Source organism: Delftia sp. WSY_7 (assembly GCF_043104845.1).
GTDB lineage: Bacteria > Pseudomonadota > Gammaproteobacteria > Burkholderiales > Burkholderiaceae_C > Comamonas > Comamonas tsuruhatensis.
This window is the reverse complement of record NZ_JBICLB010000014.1, coordinates 62,283-82,619: the sequence shown is the minus strand read 5'-3', so window position 1 is coordinate 82,619 and position 20,337 is coordinate 62,283. Positions and strand designations below refer to the sequence as shown.

At 65.9% G+C, this 20,337-nt stretch carries 19 protein-coding genes; 6 read left to right on the top strand and 13 right to left on the bottom strand.

What is annotated here, in order from left to right; genetic code table 11:
• Window positions 1-13: 13 nt before the first annotated feature.
• From ACF8ME_RS06650 to ACF8ME_RS06640, 3 genes are all read right to left on the bottom strand, one after another.
• Window positions 14-295 carry a hypothetical protein gene (locus ACF8ME_RS06650; RefSeq protein WP_016447192.1) on the bottom strand — a complete coding sequence of 94 codons (282 nt, stop codon included), beginning with the start codon at window positions 293-295 and terminating at the stop codon, window positions 14-16.
• Window positions 296-394: 99 nt separating this feature from the next.
• A complete protein-coding gene (locus ACF8ME_RS06645; RefSeq protein ID WP_016447191.1) occupies window positions 395-643 on the bottom strand; it encodes a hypothetical protein in 249 nt (82 codons plus the stop codon).
• Complete coding sequence (locus ACF8ME_RS06640; RefSeq protein ID WP_016447190.1) at window positions 640-822, bottom strand: hypothetical protein; 183 nt, start codon at window positions 820-822, stop codon at window positions 640-642. The genes ACF8ME_RS06645 and ACF8ME_RS06640 overlap by 4 nt, the downstream gene beginning before the upstream one ends.
• 944 nt (window positions 823-1,766) lie before the next feature.
• Between ACF8ME_RS06640 and ACF8ME_RS06635 the strand changes: the two genes are divergently transcribed.
• Both ACF8ME_RS06635 and cyoE read left to right on the top strand, forming a co-directional pair.
• Window positions 1,767-2,957: a heme A synthase gene (locus ACF8ME_RS06635; RefSeq protein ID WP_392415767.1), complete on the top strand. Its 1,191-nt coding sequence runs from the start codon at window positions 1,767-1,769 to the stop codon at window positions 2,955-2,957.
• Window positions 2,954-3,859, top strand: a complete 906-nt coding sequence (gene cyoE / locus ACF8ME_RS06630) for a heme o synthase (protein ID WP_016447188.1) — start codon at window positions 2,954-2,956, stop codon at window positions 3,857-3,859. Before ACF8ME_RS06635 ends, cyoE begins: the two co-directional genes overlap by 4 nt.
• Before the next feature lie 72 nt (window positions 3,860-3,931).
• Here cyoE and ACF8ME_RS06625 read toward each other — a convergent pair whose 3' ends face one another.
• The 7 genes from ACF8ME_RS06625 to cyoA form a co-directional block, all read right to left on the bottom strand.
• A complete protein-coding gene (locus tag ACF8ME_RS06625) occupies window positions 3,932-4,468 on the bottom strand; it encodes a response regulator transcription factor (protein WP_012205888.1) in 537 nt (178 codons plus the stop codon).
• Window positions 4,469-4,497: 29 nt separating this feature from the next.
• Complete coding sequence (locus ACF8ME_RS06620) at window positions 4,498-5,799, bottom strand: ATP-binding protein (protein WP_016447187.1); 1,302 nt, start codon at window positions 5,797-5,799, stop codon at window positions 4,498-4,500.
• 113 nt (window positions 5,800-5,912) lie between these two features.
• On the bottom strand, window positions 5,913-6,626 hold the full coding sequence (locus ACF8ME_RS06615; RefSeq protein ID WP_016447186.1) for an SURF1 family protein: 714 nt from the start codon (window positions 6,624-6,626) through the stop codon (window positions 5,913-5,915).
• Window positions 6,627-6,697: 71 nt separating this feature from the next.
• Window positions 6,698-7,132 carry a cytochrome o ubiquinol oxidase subunit IV gene (gene cyoD, locus ACF8ME_RS06610; protein WP_016447185.1) on the bottom strand — a complete coding sequence of 145 codons (435 nt, stop codon included), beginning with the start codon at window positions 7,130-7,132 and terminating at the stop codon, window positions 6,698-6,700.
• Window positions 7,133-7,765: a cytochrome o ubiquinol oxidase subunit III gene (gene cyoC / locus ACF8ME_RS06605; protein WP_016447184.1), complete on the bottom strand. Its 633-nt coding sequence runs from the start codon at window positions 7,763-7,765 to the stop codon at window positions 7,133-7,135. It lies immediately after the preceding gene.
• The gene (gene cyoB / locus ACF8ME_RS06600; RefSeq protein ID WP_016447183.1) at window positions 7,758-9,764 is read right to left on the bottom strand and encodes a cytochrome o ubiquinol oxidase subunit I; all 2,007 of its coding nucleotides are present in this window, start codon (window positions 9,762-9,764) and stop codon (window positions 7,758-7,760) included. Before cyoB ends, cyoC begins: the two co-directional genes overlap by 8 nt.
• Before the next feature lie 65 nt (window positions 9,765-9,829).
• Complete coding sequence (cyoA, locus tag ACF8ME_RS06595) at window positions 9,830-10,876, bottom strand: ubiquinol oxidase subunit II (RefSeq protein ID WP_016447182.1); 1,047 nt, start codon at window positions 10,874-10,876, stop codon at window positions 9,830-9,832.
• 297 nt (window positions 10,877-11,173) lie between these two features.
• On the opposite strand from cyoA, the gene ACF8ME_RS06590 reads away from it, so the two are divergent.
• Window positions 11,174-12,511 carry an MFS transporter gene (locus ACF8ME_RS06590; RefSeq protein ID WP_392415765.1) on the top strand — a complete coding sequence of 446 codons (1,338 nt, stop codon included), beginning with the start codon at window positions 11,174-11,176 and terminating at the stop codon, window positions 12,509-12,511.
• Window positions 12,512-12,651: 140 nt separating this feature from the next.
• Here the strand turns inward: ACF8ME_RS06590 and ACF8ME_RS06585 are convergent, their stop codons facing one another.
• Window positions 12,652-12,885: a hypothetical protein gene (locus tag ACF8ME_RS06585; protein ID WP_017403895.1), complete on the bottom strand. Its 234-nt coding sequence runs from the start codon at window positions 12,883-12,885 to the stop codon at window positions 12,652-12,654.
• Window positions 12,886-13,387: 502 nt separating this feature from the next.
• On the opposite strand from ACF8ME_RS06585, the gene alaS reads away from it, so the two are divergent.
• The 3 genes from alaS to ACF8ME_RS06570 all read left to right on the top strand — a co-directional run bounded on the left by alaS (window position 13,388) and on the right by ACF8ME_RS06570 (window position 18,446).
• On the top strand, window positions 13,388-16,012 hold the full coding sequence (alaS, locus tag ACF8ME_RS06580; protein WP_392415763.1) for an alanine--tRNA ligase: 2,625 nt from the start codon (window positions 13,388-13,390) through the stop codon (window positions 16,010-16,012).
• 91 nt (window positions 16,013-16,103) lie between these two features.
• Complete coding sequence (locus ACF8ME_RS06575) at window positions 16,104-17,186, top strand: ABC transporter substrate-binding protein (RefSeq protein WP_016447178.1); 1,083 nt, start codon at window positions 16,104-16,106, stop codon at window positions 17,184-17,186.
• 9 nt (window positions 17,187-17,195) lie between these two features.
• Complete coding sequence (locus tag ACF8ME_RS06570; protein WP_392415762.1) at window positions 17,196-18,446, top strand: GGDEF domain-containing protein; 1,251 nt, start codon at window positions 17,196-17,198, stop codon at window positions 18,444-18,446.
• A 22-nt stretch (window positions 18,447-18,468) separates the two neighbouring features.
• Here the strand turns inward: ACF8ME_RS06570 and ACF8ME_RS06565 are convergent, their stop codons facing one another.
• A complete protein-coding gene (locus ACF8ME_RS06565) occupies window positions 18,469-19,491 on the bottom strand; it encodes a GGDEF domain-containing protein (protein ID WP_016447176.1) in 1,023 nt (340 codons plus the stop codon).
• A gap of 34 nt (window positions 19,492-19,525) precedes the next feature.
• Complete coding sequence (gene trmB / locus ACF8ME_RS06560) at window positions 19,526-20,281, bottom strand: tRNA (guanosine(46)-N7)-methyltransferase TrmB (protein WP_197065211.1); 756 nt, start codon at window positions 20,279-20,281, stop codon at window positions 19,526-19,528.
• Window positions 20,282-20,337: the final 56 nt, after the last annotated feature.

Sequence of the window (20,337 nt, the reverse complement as noted above, 5' to 3'; positions counted from 1 at the left end):
GGCCTTGCCGCGCTCAGGTGCGCAAGGCCGGTATCCAGGTCTGTTGCTGGGCGGGTTCTGCCACGGGCTGCGCCGGTTGCGGTCGGGGAGCAGGGCCTTTGGCCTGGGGCGATGGCTGGGCCTGCCGCACCTGCTCGGCGCCGGACTTGGCCAGCAGCAGCATCACGGCCATGCAGATCAACGTTAGCAAGAGCACCACGCAGATGGGGCCCAGATCCACGGAGGCGATGTCCAGCCCCTTCAGCGACTGCCAGCGTTCTGAGCGTATTTCCAGCGGTTCTTCGGGATCGGCCATGACACCTCCACTGCGTTGAGTGTGCCTACATGCTAGGCGCAAGTGAGCATGCAAACAATATGGGGACTTTGCCAGGATGCGAGGGTATACCGCAGGCAGCTACTTGACCCACATCAATTGCGCCGCCACGGCCAGGGCGATGGCCAGCAGCACCAGCAGCACCAGCCTTGCCACGATGGTGACCGCCTTGCGGCGCGCTGCTTTGCGGGTGTTGCGCGGACGAGGTGGGGTAGGCGGCGGCTCCGTGGCATCCAGGGCTGCAATTCTTTCCAGCCAGTCCTGGGTTGTTGGCAGGGCAGTGGCGGGCGGTGACGAGGACGGGGACGAACCGGGCTTGCCGCGGTTCATGGCTCCAGCTCCTGCCGCATCTCTTCCAGCACCTCCAAGGCGCCCTGGATCATGGCCTGCCTGTGCTCCAGCGCAGCCTTCTGGGTCTGCAGCCGTTCCAGCTGCTCGGCTACCTGCGCCTCGTCGGCCCGCAGCTTCTTCAGCCGCTCCTGTATGGCCTCCATTTCCGGGGCGCTCATCTGCCAATCCTCCAGCATGCGAAGGGCGGGGCACGTGGCCCGGTCCCTTCTCACAATTCACACGAATGCCGGCAATTATCTGTGCGTCTTAGCGACTGGCTATGAATGAATTGATATAGATTGTCATCGGCTGGCGCAGAAGGGGGCCGAAAGCTTGCCGCTGCATGCGCACGGTGCTGCGCAGATCAGAGCAGCGCAGTTCAATGCGCGAGGAATTTGAGAAAGATCCGCCCCTGCCGGGTTCTGACCTCGGTCCCTTCTATAAAGCCCATCAGTCTGGCCGAGCCGTCCATGGAGTACAGCGCCGGCCCATCGATGCGGTAGATGAGCCTGGTCCCGCACCGGACGAATTCATCGCCTTCGACACGCCCGATTTCGTGTCCGCGCCCATCAAGCACAGTCCACGAGCGTCCTGCAATCATGGCCTCACCCGGCGGTTGCCGGTCCCCAAGTGAAAGCGTCAATCTAAGGAACGCTGGGCGTCTGAGTCTGAGCGAATCTGAGCAGTTGTGTAAAGCCGGGCCACCGATGCCTCGGGTGGCTCCCTGCGCAAATTCGTGTGCGCCCGGCCCAAGCCGCATCACGCCGGCCAAAAGAAGCTGGCTGCGGTCTAGGGGCACTGCGCGCTTGGGCGCTTGAGTGGTGCGCAGGCAAGTAGAATTGTTTCATATCAAAGACATGCTGCTCTGAAAGTTGCAGCGACCGGGCCCGCTTGGCGGGCCTTGTGCATGGGGCGCCGTCCCGCAGCCTGTATCTGGGTGCATGTCCTGATTCTCTGTGGGCCCGGCCTGCGATCCAATCTCGCGCATGGGGCTGAGCCTTCTCGTCAAATTGCTCTCATTTATGAAGTTCTGCTGTCGCCAACCGGATGCGCCTGTGGCATTGCCTTGCGGCTTGCCTGGGGTCAGTTCCGTCCGGTGGACGCTGCGCTGTGGAGGGCGGAGGTGAACGAGCAGGCGCTGTACGATCTGGCCCCCGTTCTGGAGCTGATGCTGCTGGGCCTGTTGCTGGCGCTGGGACCCTTGGCCTGGGTGTGGCTGCGCAACCGCAACGGTGGCTCGCTCAAGCGGCTGCAGGCACTGTCGGTGCTGACGCTGTTCCTGACTTTCGACCTGGTGCTGTTCGGCGCCTTTACGCGTTTGACCGATTCCGGCCTGGGCTGCCCTGACTGGCCGGGCTGCTATGGCAGCGCCAGCCCCATGGGCGCCCGCGCGCAGATTGCCGAGGCGCAGGCCGCCATGCCCACCGGGCCGGTGACGCATGGCAAGGCATGGATAGAGATGGTCCACCGCTATCTGGCCACCACCGTGGGCGTGCTCATCATCGCCATGACCATCATGGCCTGGCGGCGTGCGCGCCGCCAGGGCAGGGCGGGTGGCGCCCAAGGCGTGGAAGGCGCACGGCGGGGGGCCATGAGCCCCTGGTGGCCCACGCTGGCGCTGTTCTGGGTCTGCCTGCAGGGTGCCTTTGGCGCCTGGACCGTGACCATGAAGCTGTTTCCGGCCATCGTGACCCTGCACCTGCTGGGCGGCACGGGCCTGCTGGCCTTGCTGTGCGTGCCCGCCGTGGGGCTGAGCCGGGCGGCTCGCCAGCAGCAGGCAACGGTGATTTCCCCGGGCCTGCGTGCTCTGCTGTGGCTGGGCCTGGGCTTGCTGGTGCTGCAGGTGGCACTGGGTGGCTGGGTCAGCACCAACTATGCGGTGCTGGCTTGCAGCAGTTTTCCGACCTGCCAGGGCAGTTGGTGGCCGGCTATGGATTTTTCGCAGGCGCTGCAGATCTGGCGTCCGCTGGGCCGGCTGCAGGACGGCAGCAACATCAGCCTTGCGGGCCTCACGGCCATCCACTATCTGCACCGCCTTGCGGCCTATGTGGTGGTGGCCGCGCTTGCCGGGCTGTGGTGGCGGTTGGGCGAGGCGCCTGCCCTGGCGCCGCAGCGCCGCGTGCTGGCTGCGTTTTTGGTGTTGCAGGTGCTGACAGGCCTGTCGAACGTGGTGCTGGACTGGCCGCTGGTGGCTGCAGTGCTGCATACGGGTGGCGCAGCCGCGCTGGTGACCGTGATTGTTTGGTGCCTGGCGGCCAGTCGCCCGGGCACGCTGCGGGCCGGGTTGCCGGTTGCCCGTGGAGAGATTGCATGAGTAAACAAGCTTCCCTGAGTGTCGAGTCCTCACGCTGGACGCAGTTCTATGCCCTGACCAAGCCGCGCGTGGTGCAGCTGATCGTGTTCTGCGCGCTGATCGGCATGGTGCTGGCCGTGCCGGGCTGGCCCAACGCCGACCAGTGGCTGCACATGGCGCTGGCCTGCCTGGGCATCTGGCTGGTGGCGGGCGCCGCAGCGGCCTTCAACTGCCTGGTGGAGCGCCATATCGATGCGCGCATGAAGCGCACCTCCTGGCGGCCCACGGCGCGCGGGGAGCTGACCAGCCAGCAGGCCCTGGCCTTCTCGGCCATCCTGTGCACGCTGGGTGCGCTGGTGCTGCTGCTGTGCACCAATCCGCTGACCATGTGGCTGACGCTGGCCACCTTCGTGGGCTATGCCGTGATCTATACGGTGATCCTCAAGCCCGCCACGCCGCAGAACATCGTGATCGGTGGCGCCTCCGGCGCCATGCCGCCCGTGCTGGGCTGGGCCGCGATGACGGGCCAGGTCGGACCCGAGGCGCTGATCCTGTTTCTCATCATCTTCCTGTGGACGCCTCCGCATTTCTGGGCGCTGGCGCTGTACCGCGTGGAGGACTACCGCCAGTCGGGCCTGCCGATGCTGCCCGTCACGCATGGCAGCGAGTACACGCGGCTGCAGATCCTGCTGTACACGGTGATCCTGTTCGCAGCCTGCATGCTGCCCTTCATGTACGGCATGAGCTCCTGGCTGTACCTGGTGGTGGCCGTGGTGTTGAGCGTGGGCTTTTGCGGCTATGCCTTCGCGCTGTGGCGCAATTACTCGGACGAGCTGTCGCGCAGGACTTTCCGCTTCTCGCTGGTGCATCTGAGCGTGCTGTTCCTGGCACTGCTGATCGATCACTACCTCTGGCTGGGCTGATGGCCTGAGGGCCATGGCCGCGCAATGACAAACCGGGCCCTTGAGGCCCGGTTTGTCTTGGTGCCTGCCGTCTTACTTGATCTGCCGCTTTTCCAGCTTGCGCGCCAGCGTGCGCCGGTGCATGCCCAGGCGGCGTGCGGCCTCGGAGATGTTGAAGTCGCTCTCGGCCAGGGTTTCGTGGATGTGTTCCCACTCCAGTGTCTTGATGGAAGTGGGGTTGCGCGACAGCTCCACGTCGGTGCGGCCTTCGAGGCGGCCGAAGGCGGCCTCGATGTCGTCGGTGTTGGACGGCTTGGCCAGGTAGTGGCAGGCGCCGAGCTTGACGGCCTCCACGGCCGTGGCAATGCTGGCATAGCCGGTGAGCACGACGATCAGCGCCTCGGGGTTGTGCTGGTGCAGCATCTGCACGCAGCTCAGGCCCGAGGCATTGCCGGCCAGCTTGAGGTCCATGACGGCGTATTGCGGCGAATGCGTCTGCAGCAGCTCGCGCACTTCCTCGGCGCTGGCGGCCTGCAGCACGCGGTAGCCGCGCCGCTCGAACGATCGCGTCAGCGTGCGTGCAAACGTTGCATCGTCTTCAACCAGCAGCAGGAGGCGGGAGCTGTCCATGGGCGATTCGGGTTCCTGTGGGCGCCGCTTCAGGCGCCGGGTTCAATGGCAATCGATGACAGGGGCAGGCGGATCTCCACCTCGCTGCCCCTGGGCGGTGTGTTCCTCACCTGAACGCGTCCGCCCAGCGAGCGCGCCACGTTGAGCACCAGGAACAGGCCCAGTCCGCGGCCCGGGCGCTCCGTCTTGGTGGAGATATGGCGCTGGCCCAGCTGCTCCAGCACGGCAGGTGCAAAGCCGGGACCCTTGTCGCGCACGGTGATGCACAGCATGCCGGTGCGCACGGACAGGTGCAGCGCCACATGGCCGGGAGATGCCTCGGCGGCATTGTCGAGCACATTGCAAACCATTTGCTGCAACGCGGTATCCGAAAGAATGGGGAAGTCCTCTTCGGCCTGGACATAGTCGAAACGCTCCACCGCATGGCGTGACTGCCATTGGGCGACCACTCCATCCATGAAGGCATGCAAGGTCGTGGCCTGGGGCGCGTCGGCGCGGGTTTCGCCGGCGGACATGAGCACGCTGGAGACGATGGATTTGCAGCGCAGCAGCTGCTGCTGCATCTCCTGCAGGTCGGCGAGCAGATCGGGATCTTGCGTGATGACGGGCATCCGCTGCCAGTCGCCCAGGATGACGGACATGGTCGACAGCGGCGTGCCCAGCTCGTGCGCCGCGCCCGTGGCCAGTAGGCCCATGCGCACGATGTGCTCTTCCTCGCTGGCGCGCTGGCGCATGTTGGCCAGCCGCGCGTCGCGCCGTCGCAGGTTGGAGACGATGCGGCGCAGGAAGACCACCAGCAGCACCGTGGTCAGCCCGAAGCTGATCAGGATGCCGCTCACGTACAGGCCGGGCAGCCCGTCCGGTCCCGCCGCGCCAATGGGCAGGGGCCAGTGCACGATGGCCAGCACCAGGGTGCACAGCGATGTGCTGGCGACGATGATCCAGGCGTGCACGGGCCTGAGCAGCACGGCGCCCAGAATGCCCTGCAGCAGGAACAGGTAGATGAAGGGATTGCTGGCGCCGCCGCTCAGATACAGCTGTATGGCAAGGGCGAGCACGTCGGCCAGCAGGGCCAGGAATAGGTTGCGCGCCGAGATCTGGCGGCGGTGGCTGCGGTACCAGTAGATGTAGCCGAGGTTGGTGAACACGCTGGCCATCAGCACCAGGGCCATGGCCGGCAGCGGCAGGTTGATGCCGAAGCCGTAGTGCACCAAGGAGATGGTGATCACCTGCCCGACCACGGCAAACCAGCGCAGCTGTATCAGCAGCTGCATGTTCTGGCGTTCGGTGGTGCGCTCGACGCGGAACAGGGACTCTGAAGGCGAATTCACGCGGGCGATTGTGCGCTACCGCAGGCAGCCGTGGTGCGGCAGGGTCTTGTAGAGGACTGAAGAAAAAGGGCCACCGATGTCATCGATGGCCCCATTGCCTGCGCAAGGCGGTTCTATGGCTTGCCGGCTGGCTGCCGGTCATTGCGCCTGACCAGCCAGGCGGCACCGACCACCATCAGCGCCAATCCGTACCAGGTCAGTGCGTAGACCAGGTGGCTGTTGGGAAAGCGGATCACGGTCATGCCCGGGCGCGGCCAGGTGCCGTCCGCCACGGGCTGGCCCGGCAGGCCGGCGTCGATGAAGTAGGGGGCTGCATGGTCCAGGCCCTGGGCCTGTGCAATGGCCGCCACATCGCGCGAGAACCAGCGCTGCTGAGCAGGATCGTTCTCGCGCAGAAAACCGCCGCGCGGCTCGCTGATGCGCAGCAGGCCGGACACCGTCACCTGGTCCTGGGATGCCTGCCCGGGCTGCGCCTGCCAGCGTGCGCGCTGCTCCGTGGGGATGAAGCCCCGGTTGACCAGCACCTGGCTGCCATCGTCCAGCTGCAGCGGCGTCAGCACCCAGAAGCCTGCTCCCAGCTCGGTCACGGCCTGGGTCAGCACGGTCTTGCCTGTCAGCCATTGGCCGCTGGCCTGCACGGCGCGGTATTCATGGTCGGCGGCCGTGATCTGCGGCCATTCGGCGGGCGGGGGCAGGGCAGCGGGTGCGGCGTGCACGCGCTGCTCCACGCGCTCTATGAGATCCAGCTTCCAGGCGCGGCGCTGCACCTGCCAGCTGCCCAGGAAGATGAAGCCCAAAAACAAGGCGATGCCCACCGAGATGAGCATCGCCTGAGCGAGTGGGCCGCGCCGGCGCGATGCGCATGCGCGGCTGGAGGGCCCGGAGTTTCCGGATGCGGTCAAGGCGTGACCACGGCCGGTGCCGTCTGCGCCGCAGGATCGGCCGGCATGGTGTGCTGGGGCATCATGTTGGTGTTCATGTGGAACATGACCCACAGCGTGCCTGCGATGCCGATGGCCACGAAGACCACGGTGAAGATGGTGGACAGCAGGGTCCAGCCGCCTTCGATCTTGCCGTTCATGTGCAGGAAGAAGACCATGTGGACCAGGATCTGCACCACGGCGAAGCCGCCGAGCACCATCACGGCCGTCGAGCGGTCCGAGATGATGTTGCCCATCACCAGCCAGAACGGAATGGCCGTCAGGATGATCGAGAGCACGAAGCCCCACATGTAGCCCGAGAACGTGCTGTGCGGGCCGGCATCGTGGTGGTGGTCGTCATGGCCGTGATGGTCGTGGTGACCGTGGCCGGCGTGGATGTCGTGTGCAGCCATTTACAGCACCCCCATCAGATAAACAAAAGTGAAGACGCCGATCCAGACCACGTCCAAGAAGTGCCAGAACATCGACAGGCACATCAGGCGGCGGTTGTTCTCGTGCGTCAGGCCGTGCTTGTTGATCTGGATCATCAGCGTGACCAGCCAGATCAGGCCGAAGGTCACGTGCAGGCCGTGGGTGCCCACCAGCGTGAAGAACGAGGACAGGAAGGCGCTGCGCTGAGGGCCAGCGCCCTCGTGCAGCAGGTGGGAGAACTCATAGAGTTCCAGGCCCAGGAAGCACAGGCCGAAGAGGCCGGTGATGGCCAGCCACATCTGCGTGCCGCCCAGCTTGCCCTGCTGCTTTTGCAGCATGGCGAAGCCGAAGGTGATGGACGACAGCAGCAGGAAGGCCGTGTTCATCGCCACCAGGGGCAGGTCGAACAGCTGGGCGCCCGTGGGGCCTGCAGCGTAGTTGCGGCCCAGCACGCCATAGGTGGCGAACAGCGCTGCAAAGATCAGGCAGTCGCTCATCAGGTAGAGCCAGAAGCCCAGAGCGGTGCCGTTTTCGGGGTGGGGCTCCTCGGCGAGGTGGTACTCACGCGGGGCCAGGGCGGCAGCGCCGCCTGCGGTGTAACGGATATCAGACATGACGTGCCAGCTGTTGTGTGCGCAGTTCTTCCGTGGCCGCGACTTCCGCGGCGGGGATGTAGTAGTCGCGCTTGTAGTTGAACGTGTGGATGATCGACGCCAGCACGGTGGCGGCGAAGGACACGATGGCCAGGGGCCACATGTGCCAGATCATCGCGAAGCCGAAGACCGTGGACAGCGCAGCGATCACGACACCGGCGCCGGTGTTGGCGGGCATGTGCACGGGCTTGAAGCCGGTCAGCGGACGCTGGTAGCCGTGCTTCTTCATATCCCACCAGGCATCGATCTCATGCACCACGGGCGTGAAGGCGAAGTTGTACTGGGGCGGGGGCGAGGATGTGGCCCACTCCAGCGTGCGGCCTTCCCATGGATCGCCGGTTTCGTCACGCAGCTGGTCGCGCTTGAAGTAGCTGACCACGAGCTGCATCAGGAAGCTGCCGATGCCCAGGGCCACCAGGCCTGCGCCGCAGGCGGCGATGATGAACCAGATCTGCAGCGAGGGGTCCTCGAAGTGGTTGGCGCGGCGCGTCACACCCATCAGGCCCAGCACGTACAGCGGCGTGAAGGCCACCCAGAAGCCGACCAGCCAGAACCAGAAGGAGCACTTGCCCCAGAACTCATCGAGCTTGTAGCCGAAGGCCTTGGGGAACCAGAAGTTGATGCCGGCGAACACGCCGAACACCACGCCGCCGATGATCACGTTGTGGAAGTGGGCGATCAGGAACAGGCTGTTGTGCAGCACGAAGTCGGCCGGGGGAACGGCCAGCAGCACGCCGGTCATGCCGCCGATGGCGAAGGTGCACATGAAGCCCACGGTCCACAGCATCGGCACGGTGAAGCGGATGCGGCCGCGGTACATGGTGAACAGCCAGTTGAAGATCTTGGCGCCCGTCGGGATCGAAATGATCATCGTCGTGATGCCGAAGAACGTGTTCACGCTGGCGCCCGAGCCCATGGTGAAGAAGTGGTGCAGCCACACCAGGTAGGACAGGATGGTGATACACACCGTCGCGTACACCATGGAGGTGTAGCCGAACAGGCGCTTGCGGCTGAAGGTCGAGACGATCTCGGAGAAGATGCCGAAGCACGGCAGGATCAGGATGTAGACCTCGGGGTGGCCCCAGATCCAGATCAGGTTCACGTACAGCATGGGGTTGCCGCCCAGGTCGTTCGTGAAGAAGTTCGTGCCGACGTAGCGGTCCAGCGACATCAGCACCAGGGCTGCGGTCAGGATGGGGAACGAGGCCACGATCAGCGCGTTGGTGCACAGGGCAGTCCAGGTGAAGACGGGCATCTTCATCAGGTTCATGCCGGGTGCGCGCATCTTGATGATGGTCACGATCAGGTTGATGCCCGACAGCGTGGTGCCGACACCGGCCACCTGCAATCCCCAGATGTAGTAGTCAAGCCCCACCCCCGGGTTCTGCGCCCCCAGGTTGGACAGGGCCAGCCAGCCGGAGGTGGAGAACTCGCCCAGGAACAGCGAGATCATCACCAGCACGGCGCCGCCCGTGGTCATCCAGAAGCTGAAGTTGTTCAGGAACGGGAAGGACACGTCGCGGGCGCCGATCTGCAGCGGCACCAGGTAGTTCATCAGGCCGGTCACGAAGGGCATGGCCACGAAGAAGATCATGATCACGCCGTGGGCCGTGAAGATCTGGTCGTAGTGGTGCGGAGGCAGGTAGCCCAGGTTGTCGCCGAAGGCCATGGCCTGCTGCAGGCGCATCATCAGCGCATCTGCGAAGCCGCGCAGCAGCATGACCAGACCGAGGATCATGTACATGATGCCGATCTTCTTGTGGTCGATGCTGCACAGCCAGTCGCGCCACAGCGGGCCCCACAGGCGGAACTTGGTGAGAAGGCCCAGCACGCCGAGGCCGCCGAGCACCACGGCGATGAAGGTCACCAGCACGATGGGCTCATGCGCCATCGGGATGGAGTCCCAGGTGATGCGTCCCAGCAGCCAGTGGGCCTGTGCCGGGGAGGTATGTTCAGACATATCGAGTCTCTTAGGTCGTTTTGGAACGGGCGGCGGGCTGGCCGTCGTCCGCTTCCGCTATCTGCTTATTGCTGTGCGCTGGCGGCCGAGCCGTCGCGCTGGTCCAGGAAGGCCACGACGCGGTCGGCGTTTTGCACCGTGCACACATCCTGGGGCAGGTTCATGCCCACGGCCTTGAGATAGGCTTCACCGCCTGCGGCATCGATGGCCATCATGTGGTGCATGCACATCTTGCCTTCCTCGACGCAGCGGTTGAGCACCTTGTCGTACAGGCCTTCGTCCACGGTGGCGAAGCGCTCGACCGGGTTGCGCTCGCTGGGCTTGACCAGATTCAGGTAGGTGTCGCGGTTCAGGGCCTTGCCTTCGGACTTGGCCTTGGCAACCCACTGCTCGAATTCCTCGTCGCTGAGGCCGTGGAACTTGAACGTCATGCCCGAGAAGCCGGCGCCGCTGTAGTGCGATGCCAGGCCGTGGAACACACCGGTCTTGTTGATCACTGCGTTCAGCTCGGTCTGCATGCCGGGCATGGCATAGATCATGCCGGCCAGGTCAGGCACGTAGAAGGCGTTCATCGTCGAGGTGGCGGTCAGCTTGAAGTGGATGGGACGATCCACGGGAGCGGCCAGCTCGTTGACGGTGGCGATGCCCTTTTCAGGGATGAAGAACAGCCACTTCCAGTCCATGGCCACGACCTGCACTTCCAGCGGCTTGACATCGGTGCTCAAGGGCTTGGAGGCCGAGACGCGGTCCAGCGGGCGGTAGGGGTCGAGCTTGTGGGTGCTGATCCAGGTGATGGCGCCCAGCGCGATGATGATCATCAGCGGCACGGACCAGATCACCAGCTCCAGCGTGGTGGAGTGGTGCCATTCGGGGTCGTAGTGGGCCTCGGTGTTCGACTGGCGGTATTTCCAGGCGAACAGCAGCGTGAGGATGATCACCGGGATGATGATGATCAGCATCAGCAAGGTGGCCGTGACCACCAGGTTGCCTTGCTGCGCGGCGATATCGCCGGCCGGGTTGAGCACGACGGCTTTGCTGCAGCCAGTGAGACTGGCTGTCAAAGCGGCCGCGGTGAGCCACGCAGGCCCACGGAGTTCCTTGATTTTTAGCATGCTAGGGGCGCAACAAGAGCGCGTTTACATAGAAACGCGGATTACAAGATCCGGGCAAATGTATTACGAAGTATAAATTTGTCCATTGGACATTTTGTCCAACGTCAAGGAGAAGCCGGGAACTTTCTGCTACCTGGCGGGGCAGGCAGCGAGGTCCCGGCGATCCGGAGGCCGCATTTTTCGGCCGCGCGCAGCAGGAAAAACACCAAGTCCGGTCGAGGTGAAACCGCCTTGCGCCAGATCAAGCGAGGGCGTAGAACGGAGCTGTCAGTGAGACGAGACAAGGAGCATCCATCTATGAGCGGCCTCGACACAACTGCAAGCTTCCCCAACGGAAGCTACGAAAGCAAGGAATCTCTGTCCCGCGCCGACACCCACGAAGATGTCACGCCCAACGAGATCGCCGTCGGCGTGATCCTGGGGCGATCCTCGGAGTACTTCGACTTCTTCGTGTTCGGCATCGCCTGCGTGCTGGTCTTCCCGGCACTGCTGTTCCCCTATCTTTCCAAGCTTGACGGCACGTTGATGTCGTTCGGCATCTTCGCGCTGGCCTTCGTGGCGCGGCCGTTGGGCACGGCGCTGTCCATGGCCGTGCAGCGGCGCTGGGGCCGGGCGACCAAGCTGACGCTGGCGCTCTTCCTGCTGGGCGTGTGTACGGTGGGCATGGCCTTCCTGCCCAGCTACCAGCAGGCGGGCGTGAACGCCATCATCGTGCTGGCGCTGCTGCGCGTCGGCCAGGGCATTGCACTGGGCGGCTCCTGGGACGGCCTGCCGTCGCTGCTGGCCATGTCGGCGCCCCAGAACCGGCGCGGCTGGTATTCGATGATCGGGCAGCTGGGTGCGCCGCTGGGCTTTGTGCTGGCGGCAGGCCTGTTTGCCTTCATCTATGCCCATGTGGATGCCGACGAGTTCCTCAGCTGGGGCTGGCGCTATCCCTTCTGCGTGGCCTTTGCCATCAACGTGGTGGCACTGTTTGCCCGGTTGCGCCTGGTGGTGGGCCAGTCCTACACCGAGCTGCTGGCGCAGCGCGAGCTGGAGCCCATGGGCGTGGTGCCGCTGATGCGCGACGAGGGCCGCAACGTGGTCATCGGCGCCTTTGCAGCCCTTGCCAGCTTTGCGCTCTTCCACCTGGTGACCATCTTCCCGCTGTCCTGGATCTCGCTGTATTCGGACCAGTCGGTGAACCATGTGCTGGGCGTGCAGATCGTTGGCGCCTTCTGTGCGGCCGGCGCCATCATGGTTTCGGGCTGGCTGGCCGACCGGGTGGGGCGGCGCAACACGCTGGGCACCATGGCCTGCCTGATCGGCATCTTCAGCTTTGTGGCTCCCTGGCTGCTGGGCAGCGGCACCACGGGCAACAACGTGTTCATCATCGTCGGCTTCATCCTGCTGGGCCTGTCCTACGGGCAGGCGGCAGGCACGGTGACGGCCAACTTCCCCTCGCGCTATCGCTATACGGGCGCGGCCCTGTCCTCGGACATGGCCTGGCTGGTCGGCGCGGCCTTTGCCCCGCTGGTGGCGCTGGGCGTGTCCTCGCGCTTCGGACTGGTGGCGCTGGGCATCTATCTGCTGTCGGGCGCGCTGTGCACGCTGGCGGCGCTGGGCATCAACCGGGCCATCGAGACGCGCGACTGAACGGGCCCTCGCAAGCCAAAGGCCGGCTCTGCCGGCCTTTTTTGTCGCCGGGCCGCCCCAAGGCAAAAAGCTGGCCCCCTGGGGGCAGCGGACCTTGCGAAGCAGGGGAGCGTGGGGGCATTTTCCGTTGCGGCTCCGCCTCAGGGGTTTTCACCGTAGCGCTGCTTGAAGTCGAATTCGAGCCTGTCGCAGTCCTGCACCGATTCAAACTGCTGCGTCTTGCGCTCGGCCTCTGGCCGCGCGGTTTCCTTGCGGCAGATCTTGATGGTTTCGCGCTCCACCCAGCGCGCCTCGCCTTCGGGCGTGGACAGCAACTGGCCAGCCAGCATGAGCACAGCGAAGAAGGCCACGGGCAGGCCGATGAGCCAGGGCACGATGCGGCTTTTGCCTGGTTGGGCCGGTTTGGCGGAATGAGGCTCGGGTGTCGGTGGTTGCGCCATGGTGTGCTTGCTGTGGTTCCGGCTGGCGATTATCCAGGGCGCCCATCGCGCGCAGTCTGAGCGGGATCAGGGAACGGCGAGATCGCCTGTGCTAGCCATCTCCCCCATCTCCTGCACCAGCCATTTCTCCAGCGCAAGAATGTCGGCCCTGCGGCCCGGATGGGGCGCCACCCACAGCTGCAGGCGCCGAGGTCCGGCCAGTCGCGCTCCGCTGTTGCGCGCGCATGTCAGCGATCCGGCCAGTGACGGGCTGGAGATCGTGCTTAAGGGCGGGCAGATGGGAGGAGAGGCCTTCTTCGGCCAGGTGCGCGATGGAGGGACGGGCAGGGCTCGCTGCCGCGACGATGGGGCAAACCTATAATGCGCGTTGGTCCCGACGGGACACCCTCCCGCCAGGGACAGCGCCCCGCGTGCGCGCTCCGAACTCCTAGACACCATGAGCACACCCACTTTCACCGTTGCCGACATTCGCAAGAGCTTTCTGGACTTTTTCGCATCCAAGGGCCACACCATCGTGGAGTCGAGCCCCCTGGTGCCCGGCAACGACCCGACGCTGATGTTCACCAACTCGGGCATGGTCCAGTTCAAGGACGTGTTCCTGGGTACCGACAAGCGCCCCTACACGCGTGCCACCTCGGTGCAGACCTGCCTGCGCGCAGGCGGCAAGCACAACGACCTGGAAAACGTGGGCTACACCGCCCGCCACCACACCTTCTTCGAGATGCTGGGCAACTGGTCCTTTGGCGACTACTTCAAGCGCGAGTCGCTCAAGTGGGCCTGGGAACTGCTGACCGAGGTCTACAAGCTGCCCAAGGAGCGCCTGCTGGCCACGGTCTACGCCGAGGACGACGAGGCCTACGACATCTGGACCAAGGAAATCGGCCTGCCGCCCGAGCGCGTGATCCGCATCGGCGACAACAAGGGCGGCCGCTACAAGAGCGACAACTTCTGGATGATGGCCGACACCGGCCCCTGCGGCCCCTGCTCGGAAATCTTCTACGACCACGGCGCGCACGTGGCCGGCGGCCCTCCGGGCAGCCCTGACGAAGACGGCGACCGCTTCATCGAGATCTGGAACAACGTGTTCATGCAGTTCGACATGGACGAACAGGGCAACGTCAAGCCGCTGCCCGCCCCCTGCGTGGATACCGGCATGGGCCTGGAGCGCCTGGCCGCCATCCTGCAGCATGTGCACAGCAACTACGAGATCGACCTGTTCCAGGCACTGATCAAGGCGGCTGCGCGCGAGACGCACATTGCCGACCTCGAGACCCCGTCGCTCAAGGTCATTGCCGACCACATCCGCGCCACCTCCTTCCTGGTGGCCGACGGCGTGATCCCGTCCAACGAAGGCCGCGGCTACGTGCAGCGCCGCATCGTGCGCCGCGCCATCCGCCACGGCTACAAGCTGGGCCAGAAGACGCCGTTCTTCCACAAGCTGGTCAAGGACCTCGTGGCCGTGATGGGCGACGCCTATCCCAAGATCCGCGAGCAGGAAGCGCGCATCACCGAAGTGCTCAAGGTCGAGGAAGAACGCTTCTTCGAGACCCTGGCCAACGGCATGGAAATCCTGGATGCGGCGCTGGCCGGTGGCGCCAAGGTGCTGCCCGGCGACGTGGCCTTCAAGCTGCACGACACCTACGGCTTCCCGCTGGACCTGACCAACGACGTCTGCCGCGAGCGCGGCCTGGGCGTGGACGAGGCAGGCTTTCAGGCCGCCATGGAAGAACAGAAGAACAAGGCCCGCGCGGCTGGCAAGTTCAAGATGGACCGCGCCCTCGAGTACACGGGCCAGGCCAATGCCTTCACCGGCTACCAGAAGCTGGCCGAGGCCGCCAAGGTGGTGGCACTGTATGCCGAAGGCAGCGCCGTGCAGGAACTCAAGGCCGGCCAGAGCGGCGTGGTCGTGCTCGACACCACACCCTTCTACGCCGAGTCCGGCGGCCAGGTGGGCGACCAGGGCGTGATCAGCACCGCAGGCGCGCGCTTCGCGGTCGAGGACACGCTCAAGATCAAGGCCGATGTGTTCGGCCACCATGGCGTGCTGGAGTCCGGCAGCCTGAAGGTGGGCGATGCCGTGCAGGCCGAGGTGGACACGCAGCTGCGTGCCGCCACCATGCGCAACCACTCGGTCACGCACATCATGCACAAGGCCCTGCGCGAAGTGCTGGGCGACCACGTGCAGCAAAAGGGCTCGCTGGTCAACGACGAGCGCACGCGCTTCGACTTTGCCCACAACCAGGCCGTGACCGCTGCCGAGATCCGCGAGATCGAGCGCCGCGTGAACGCCGAGATCCTGGCCAACACGCCCACCGACGCGCGGGTGATGGACATCGAATCGGCCAAGGCCACGGGCGCCATGATGCTGTTCGGCGAGAAGTACGGCGACTCCGTGCGCGTGCTGGACATCGGCACCAGCCGCGAGCTGTGCGGCGGCACCCACGTGCAGCGCACGGGCGACATCGGCCTGTTCAAGGTGGTGGGCGAAGGCGGCGTGGCCGCTGGCGTGCGCCGCATCGAGGCGGTGACCGGCGAGAACGCGCTGGCCTACCTGCAATCGCTGGAATCCACGGTGGACCAGGCGGCCGCTGCGCTGAAGGCGCCGACGGCCGAGCTGAACACCCGCATCGGCGGCGCGCTGGAGCAGATCCGTGCGCTGGAGAAGGAAGTGGCTGCGCTCAAGGGCAAGCTCGCTTCCAGCCAGGGCGACGAACTGGCCGGTCAGGCCGTCGACGTCAAGGGCATCAAGGTGCTGGCCGCCAGGCTGGAAGGCGCCGATGCCAAGACCCTGCGCGAGACCATGGACAAGCTCAAGGACAAGCTGGGCGCCGCCGCCATCGTGCTGGCGGCGGTCGATGGCGACAAGGTGCAGCTGGCTGCCGGCGTGACCAAGGCCGAGACCTCGCGCATCAAGGCTGGCGAGCTGGTGAACTTCGTGGCCAGCCAGGTCGGCGGCAAGGGCGGCGGCAAGCCCGACATGGCCATGGCCGGTGGCACGGATGCAGCGGGCCTGCCGGCCGCGCTGGCCGCCGTGCAGGCCTGGGTGGCAGAGCGCGCCTGATCCAGCTGCGCGGCAGATGATTGCTGCTGCTCCCGCTTCGGGACGCCCCGGTGGATTCCTCCACCGGGGCGTCTTGCCGTGGGCGCTGCGCATGGCGTGCGTGATGGGCGTGGTGGCGCAATCGGCCGCTGCCGCCGCGCAAAGCGTGGTCTTCATCAACCCCGGCCGGTCCGACGAGCGCTACTGGACCACGGTCAGCGAGGCCATGCAGGACGCGGCCAGCAGCCTGGGCATGCAGCTGCAGGTGCGCTATGCGCAGCGCGACCACCTGCGCCCCATCGAGATCGCGCGGCAGATCGCGGCCCTGCCCAAGGCGCAGCGGCCCCGCTACGTGATGTTCACCAACGACTACAGCGTGGCGCCCGAAATCCTGCGCACGCTGGAGGCGGCAGGCATAGACAGCTTCATGGCCTTCAGTGGCGTGCCCGAGACATTGCGCGGCCAGACCGGCGTGGCGCGGGAGCGCTATCGCCACTGGCTGGGCAGCCTGGAGCCGGGCGCCGAAGAGGCCGGCTACCTCACGGCCAAGGCCTTGTTCGCCGCCGCGCGGGCGTCGGGCCACGCGCGTGCGGCCGATGGCCGGCTGCACATGGTGGCCATTGCCGGCGACCGCTCCACGCCCTCGTCGGTGGAGCGCAATGCCGGCATGCGCCGCGCAGCGGCCGAGGCCGGCGACGTGGTGCTGCAGCAGGAAGTCTTTGGCGAATGGCGCCGCGAACGCGCCGAGCAGCAGGCGGCCGTGCTGTTCCAGCGCTATCCCGAAGTGCGCCTGGTGTGGGCCGGCAACGACGAGATGGCCTTTGGCGCCATGCAGGCCTGGCGCGCGCGCGGGGGAGCGCCCGGGCACGATGCCTTCTTCAGTGCCATCAATTCATCGGCCGCCGCCATGACGGCGCTGCGCACGGGCGAGCTGAGCGCATTGGCGGGCGGCCATTTCCTCACGGGCGCCTGGGCCCTGGTCATGCTGTACGACCATGCGCACGGCAGCGATTTCGCCACCGAAGGGCTGGAGCAGGTGCGGCCCATGTTCGCCTTGCTGGACAAGTCCCAGATCGACCGCTACGAGCACAGGATCAGCGCGCCCCTGGCTCCGCTGGACTTTCGCAGCTACAGCAAGCACCTCAATCCCCGGCTGCGGCGCTACGGATTCGAGTTGAAGCACCTGCTGCGCTGAGCGCCTTCCATGCCCCGCTTCCGTTCGATCGCCTCCTTGCTGATTGTGCGCATCATGCTGCTGGCCGTGGCCTGCATGCTGGTGTTCGGCGGTGCCCACGCCTGGTGGGAGTACCGCAAGGGGCAGCAGGAGTTTCGCCGTTCCATGGAGACGGTGGTGACCAACAGCATGATCTCGCTGTCGGCCGCGCTGTGGGATATAGAGCCTGCCCTGGTGCACGAGCAGGTGCAGTGGCTGGGCCGGTTGCCCCTGGTCGGCCATGTGCAGCTGCGCGTCACCTCCACGGGCGAGATGTACGAGGCCGGCGAGCCCAGGGATGGCCAGGCTCCCGCCGTGTCCATGGCCATTGCGGCGCCCAGGCACAGCCAGTCCAGCCTGCCGCTGGGTGAGTTGCAGGTCTGGGAAAACCGGGGCCACTACCTGGAGGTGCTGCGCGACTCCACGCTGCGTGTGCTGCTGGGCTATGCGCTGTTCACGGCCCTGGTCTGCCTGATGGTGGCCTGGGTGATGCGCCGCGAACTTCGCCAGCCGCTGCAGCAGATTGCAGGCTTTGCGGCCAGCCTCAAGCCCAACGAGCTGTCGCGGCCACTGGTGCTGGAGCGGACCTGGCGCGGCCAGCACGACGAGATCGATCTGGTGGTGCAGGGCTTTGCCCAGCTGCAGCATGACCTGCGCGGCCACATCGAGCATCTGGACCTGCTGGTGGCCCAGCGCACCGGGCAACTGCAGGAGCTGGTGGAAGAGGTCAAGCGCATGTCGCTGACCGACGCGCTGACCGGCTGCCTCAACCGGCGCGCCATGGACGAGCGCCTGGCGACCGAGGTCGTCCAGAGCCGGGACCGGGGCGCGGCGCTGAGCGTGATGTTCGTGGACGTGGACCACTTCAAGCGGGTGAACGACAGGCACGGCCATGCCGCTGGCGACGCCGCGCTGCGCGAGGTGGCGCTGCGCTGCCAGCGTGCGCTGGAGCTGGATTCGTCGGCGCACTGGATGGCGCGCTACGGCGGGGAGGAGTTCCTGATCGTGATCCCAGGTGTCGCTGCGGCCCGGGCCGGGGCACTGGCCGGTCAACTGCGCGAGACCGTGCGCACCACGCCCGTGCATGTCCACGGGCTGGATCTGATGCTGACGGCCAGCTTTGGCGTGGCCCAATTGCGTGGCGGCGAGGGCGTGCAGCAACTGCTGCAGCGTGCCGATGCCATGCTCTACGAGGCTAAGCACGCCGGGCGCGACTGCGTGCGCGTGGCCTACCCGGCCTGACCGGCTTGGCCTCAGGTCGGGCTCAGAACAGTTCGATGTCGTTGCTGTTCACCTGGGGTGCCAGCAATCCCTGGGTGATCAGGTCGCCGTAGTACCAGGTCTGGTTGCGGCCATGTTCCTTGGCGTGGTAAAGCGCCTGGTCGGCATGCCCCAGAACCTCCACGGGCGCGCCGGTGCCCATGGCGGCAAATCCCGCGCTCACGGTGATGCGGCCGACCTGGGGAAACTCGTAGCTCTCCACATCGTGGCGCAGGCGCTCCAGCGCCTTGCGCGCATTGGCCAGGCTGACCGAGCGCAGCAGCACCACGAACTCCTCTCCGCCGAAGCGGAATACGCGGTCCTTGGCATCGAAGCAGCTGCGCAGGATGTTGGCCACCAGGATCAGCACCTCGTCGCCATACAGATGGCCGAAGCGGTCGTTGATGCGCTTGAAATGGTCGATGTCGATGGCGGCCAGCCACTGGCCCGGAACATCTTGCGTGGCCACGCCAGGCATGGCTGCCGGCGGCTCCTGCAGAGACAGGCGCAGGAACTGCTCGTCGAAGGTCTTGCGGTTGAGCAGGCCGGTCAGCGCATCGCGCTCGCTGTAGTCCAGCAGGCTCTGGTAGTTGTGATAGACGCCGAAGATGCCCTGGATCACATCCAGCCGGCTGGGCGAGAAGGCCGTGGACTGGGCAATCTCCAGGCAGTGGTAGGCCGTCTCCTGGCGCCACAGCGGCAGCCACAGCACATGGCGGCCATCGGGCTGCACGGCCGAGGCGACCAGGGCGCGCTGCTGCAGGGCCTGCTGCAGCGAGGGCATGGAGGACAGCTCCACGCTCTGCGGGTCGTACAGGGCCTCGGCATCGGTGGACATGACCTCATCGCCCTGGCTCCAGGTGCGCGCACGCACGCAGTGCCTGCCGTCAGGCATGGCGAACAGCTCCAGCGCCCGCACCTGCACCACGCCGTTGAGCTTGAACAAGGTGGACAGCACCGAGATTTCCAATCGCAGATGGTCCCGGTGGGCCGTCATCTCGACCAGATTCTGTAGCAATGGCTGCATGCGAGGCCTTGTCTTGGAGGAGGGCGCGACCGGCTCAGCGGCGCTCAAACACCAGATCCCATACGCCGTGGCCCAGGCGGATGCCGCGGTTCTCGAACTTGGTCAGCGGCCGGTAGTCGGGCTTGGCGGCATAGCCTTGTGCCGTGTTGGCCAGCAGGGGCTCGGCGCCCAGCACTTCCAGCATCTGCACTGCGTAGGGTTCCCAGTCGGTGGCGCAGTGGATGTAGCCACCGGGGCGCAGCCGGCGTGCCAGCTTGGCCACCAGCGGCTCCTGGATCAGGCGGCGCTTGTTGTGCTTCTTCTTGTGCCAGGGATCGGGAAAGAAGATGTGCACGCCGTCGAGGCTGGCCTCGGGCAGCATGTTGTCTATGACTTCGACGGCGTCGTGCTGCAGGATGCGGATGTTGGTGATGTCCTGCTCTCCAATGCGCTTGAGCAGGGCGCCCACGCCAGGCTCGTGCACCTCGCAGCAAAGGAAGTTGTCGTCGGGGCGCACGCGCGCAATGTGTGCCGTGGCCTCGCCCATGCCGAAGCCGATCTCCAGGATCAGCCGGCCCTGGCGGCCATAGGTGGCTGCTGCGTCCAGCGGCGCGGCCTGGTAGTTGAGCACGAAGCGCGGGCCCAGTTCCTCGAAGGCCTTGGCCTGGCCGGTCGTGGTGCGGCCGGCGCGGCGCACATAGCTCTTGATGGTCTTAGGATGGGCCACGCCCTCGGGCGGCTGGCCGGTACGCGCGGCCGCAGGCGTGGAGGGTGAAGGGCAATCATGCGGCGTGCCGGAGGCAGCGGGCATGGTGTTCGGGATGTCGCCGTCCATGGACTGCTCGGCGTGGGAGGAAGGAATTGGGT

Coding starts and splice junctions, on each gene's coding strand:
- ACF8ME_RS06650 (WP_016447192.1), bottom strand. CDS start 295: ATGGCCGATCCCGAAGAACCGCTGGAAATACGCTCAGAACGCTGGCAG.
- ACF8ME_RS06645 (WP_016447191.1), bottom strand. CDS start 643: ATGAACCGCGGCAAGCCCGGTTCGTCCCCGTCCTCGTCACCGCCCGCC.
- ACF8ME_RS06640 (WP_016447190.1), bottom strand. CDS start 822: ATGAGCGCCCCGGAAATGGAGGCCATACAGGAGCGGCTGAAGAAGCTG.
- cyoE (WP_016447188.1), top strand. CDS start 2,954: ATGAGTAAACAAGCTTCCCTGAGTGTCGAGTCCTCACGCTGGACGCAG.
- ACF8ME_RS06625 (WP_012205888.1), bottom strand. CDS start 4,468: ATGGACAGCTCCCGCCTCCTGCTGCTGGTTGAAGACGATGCAACGTTT.
- ACF8ME_RS06615 (WP_016447186.1), bottom strand. CDS start 6,626: ATGCTCATCTCGGTGGGCATCGCCTTGTTTTTGGGCTTCATCTTCCTG.
- cyoD (WP_016447185.1), bottom strand. CDS start 7,132: ATGGCTGCACACGACATCCACGCCGGCCACGGTCACCACGACCATCAC.
- cyoC (WP_016447184.1), bottom strand. CDS start 7,765: ATGTCTGATATCCGTTACACCGCAGGCGGCGCTGCCGCCCTGGCCCCG.
- cyoB (WP_016447183.1), bottom strand. CDS start 9,764: ATGTCTGAACATACCTCCCCGGCACAGGCCCACTGGCTGCTGGGACGC.
- cyoA (WP_016447182.1), bottom strand. CDS start 10,876: ATGCTAAAAATCAAGGAACTCCGTGGGCCTGCGTGGCTCACCGCGGCC.
- ACF8ME_RS06590 (WP_392415765.1), top strand. CDS start 11,174: ATGAGCGGCCTCGACACAACTGCAAGCTTCCCCAACGGAAGCTACGAA.
- alaS (WP_392415763.1), top strand. CDS start 13,388: ATGAGCACACCCACTTTCACCGTTGCCGACATTCGCAAGAGCTTTCTG.
- ACF8ME_RS06575 (WP_016447178.1), top strand. CDS start 16,104: ATGGCGTGCGTGATGGGCGTGGTGGCGCAATCGGCCGCTGCCGCCGCG.
- ACF8ME_RS06570 (WP_392415762.1), top strand. CDS start 17,196: ATGCCCCGCTTCCGTTCGATCGCCTCCTTGCTGATTGTGCGCATCATG.
- ACF8ME_RS06565 (WP_016447176.1), bottom strand. CDS start 19,491: ATGCAGCCATTGCTACAGAATCTGGTCGAGATGACGGCCCACCGGGAC.
- trmB (WP_197065211.1), bottom strand. CDS start 20,281: ATGCCCGCTGCCTCCGGCACGCCGCATGATTGCCCTTCACCCTCCACG.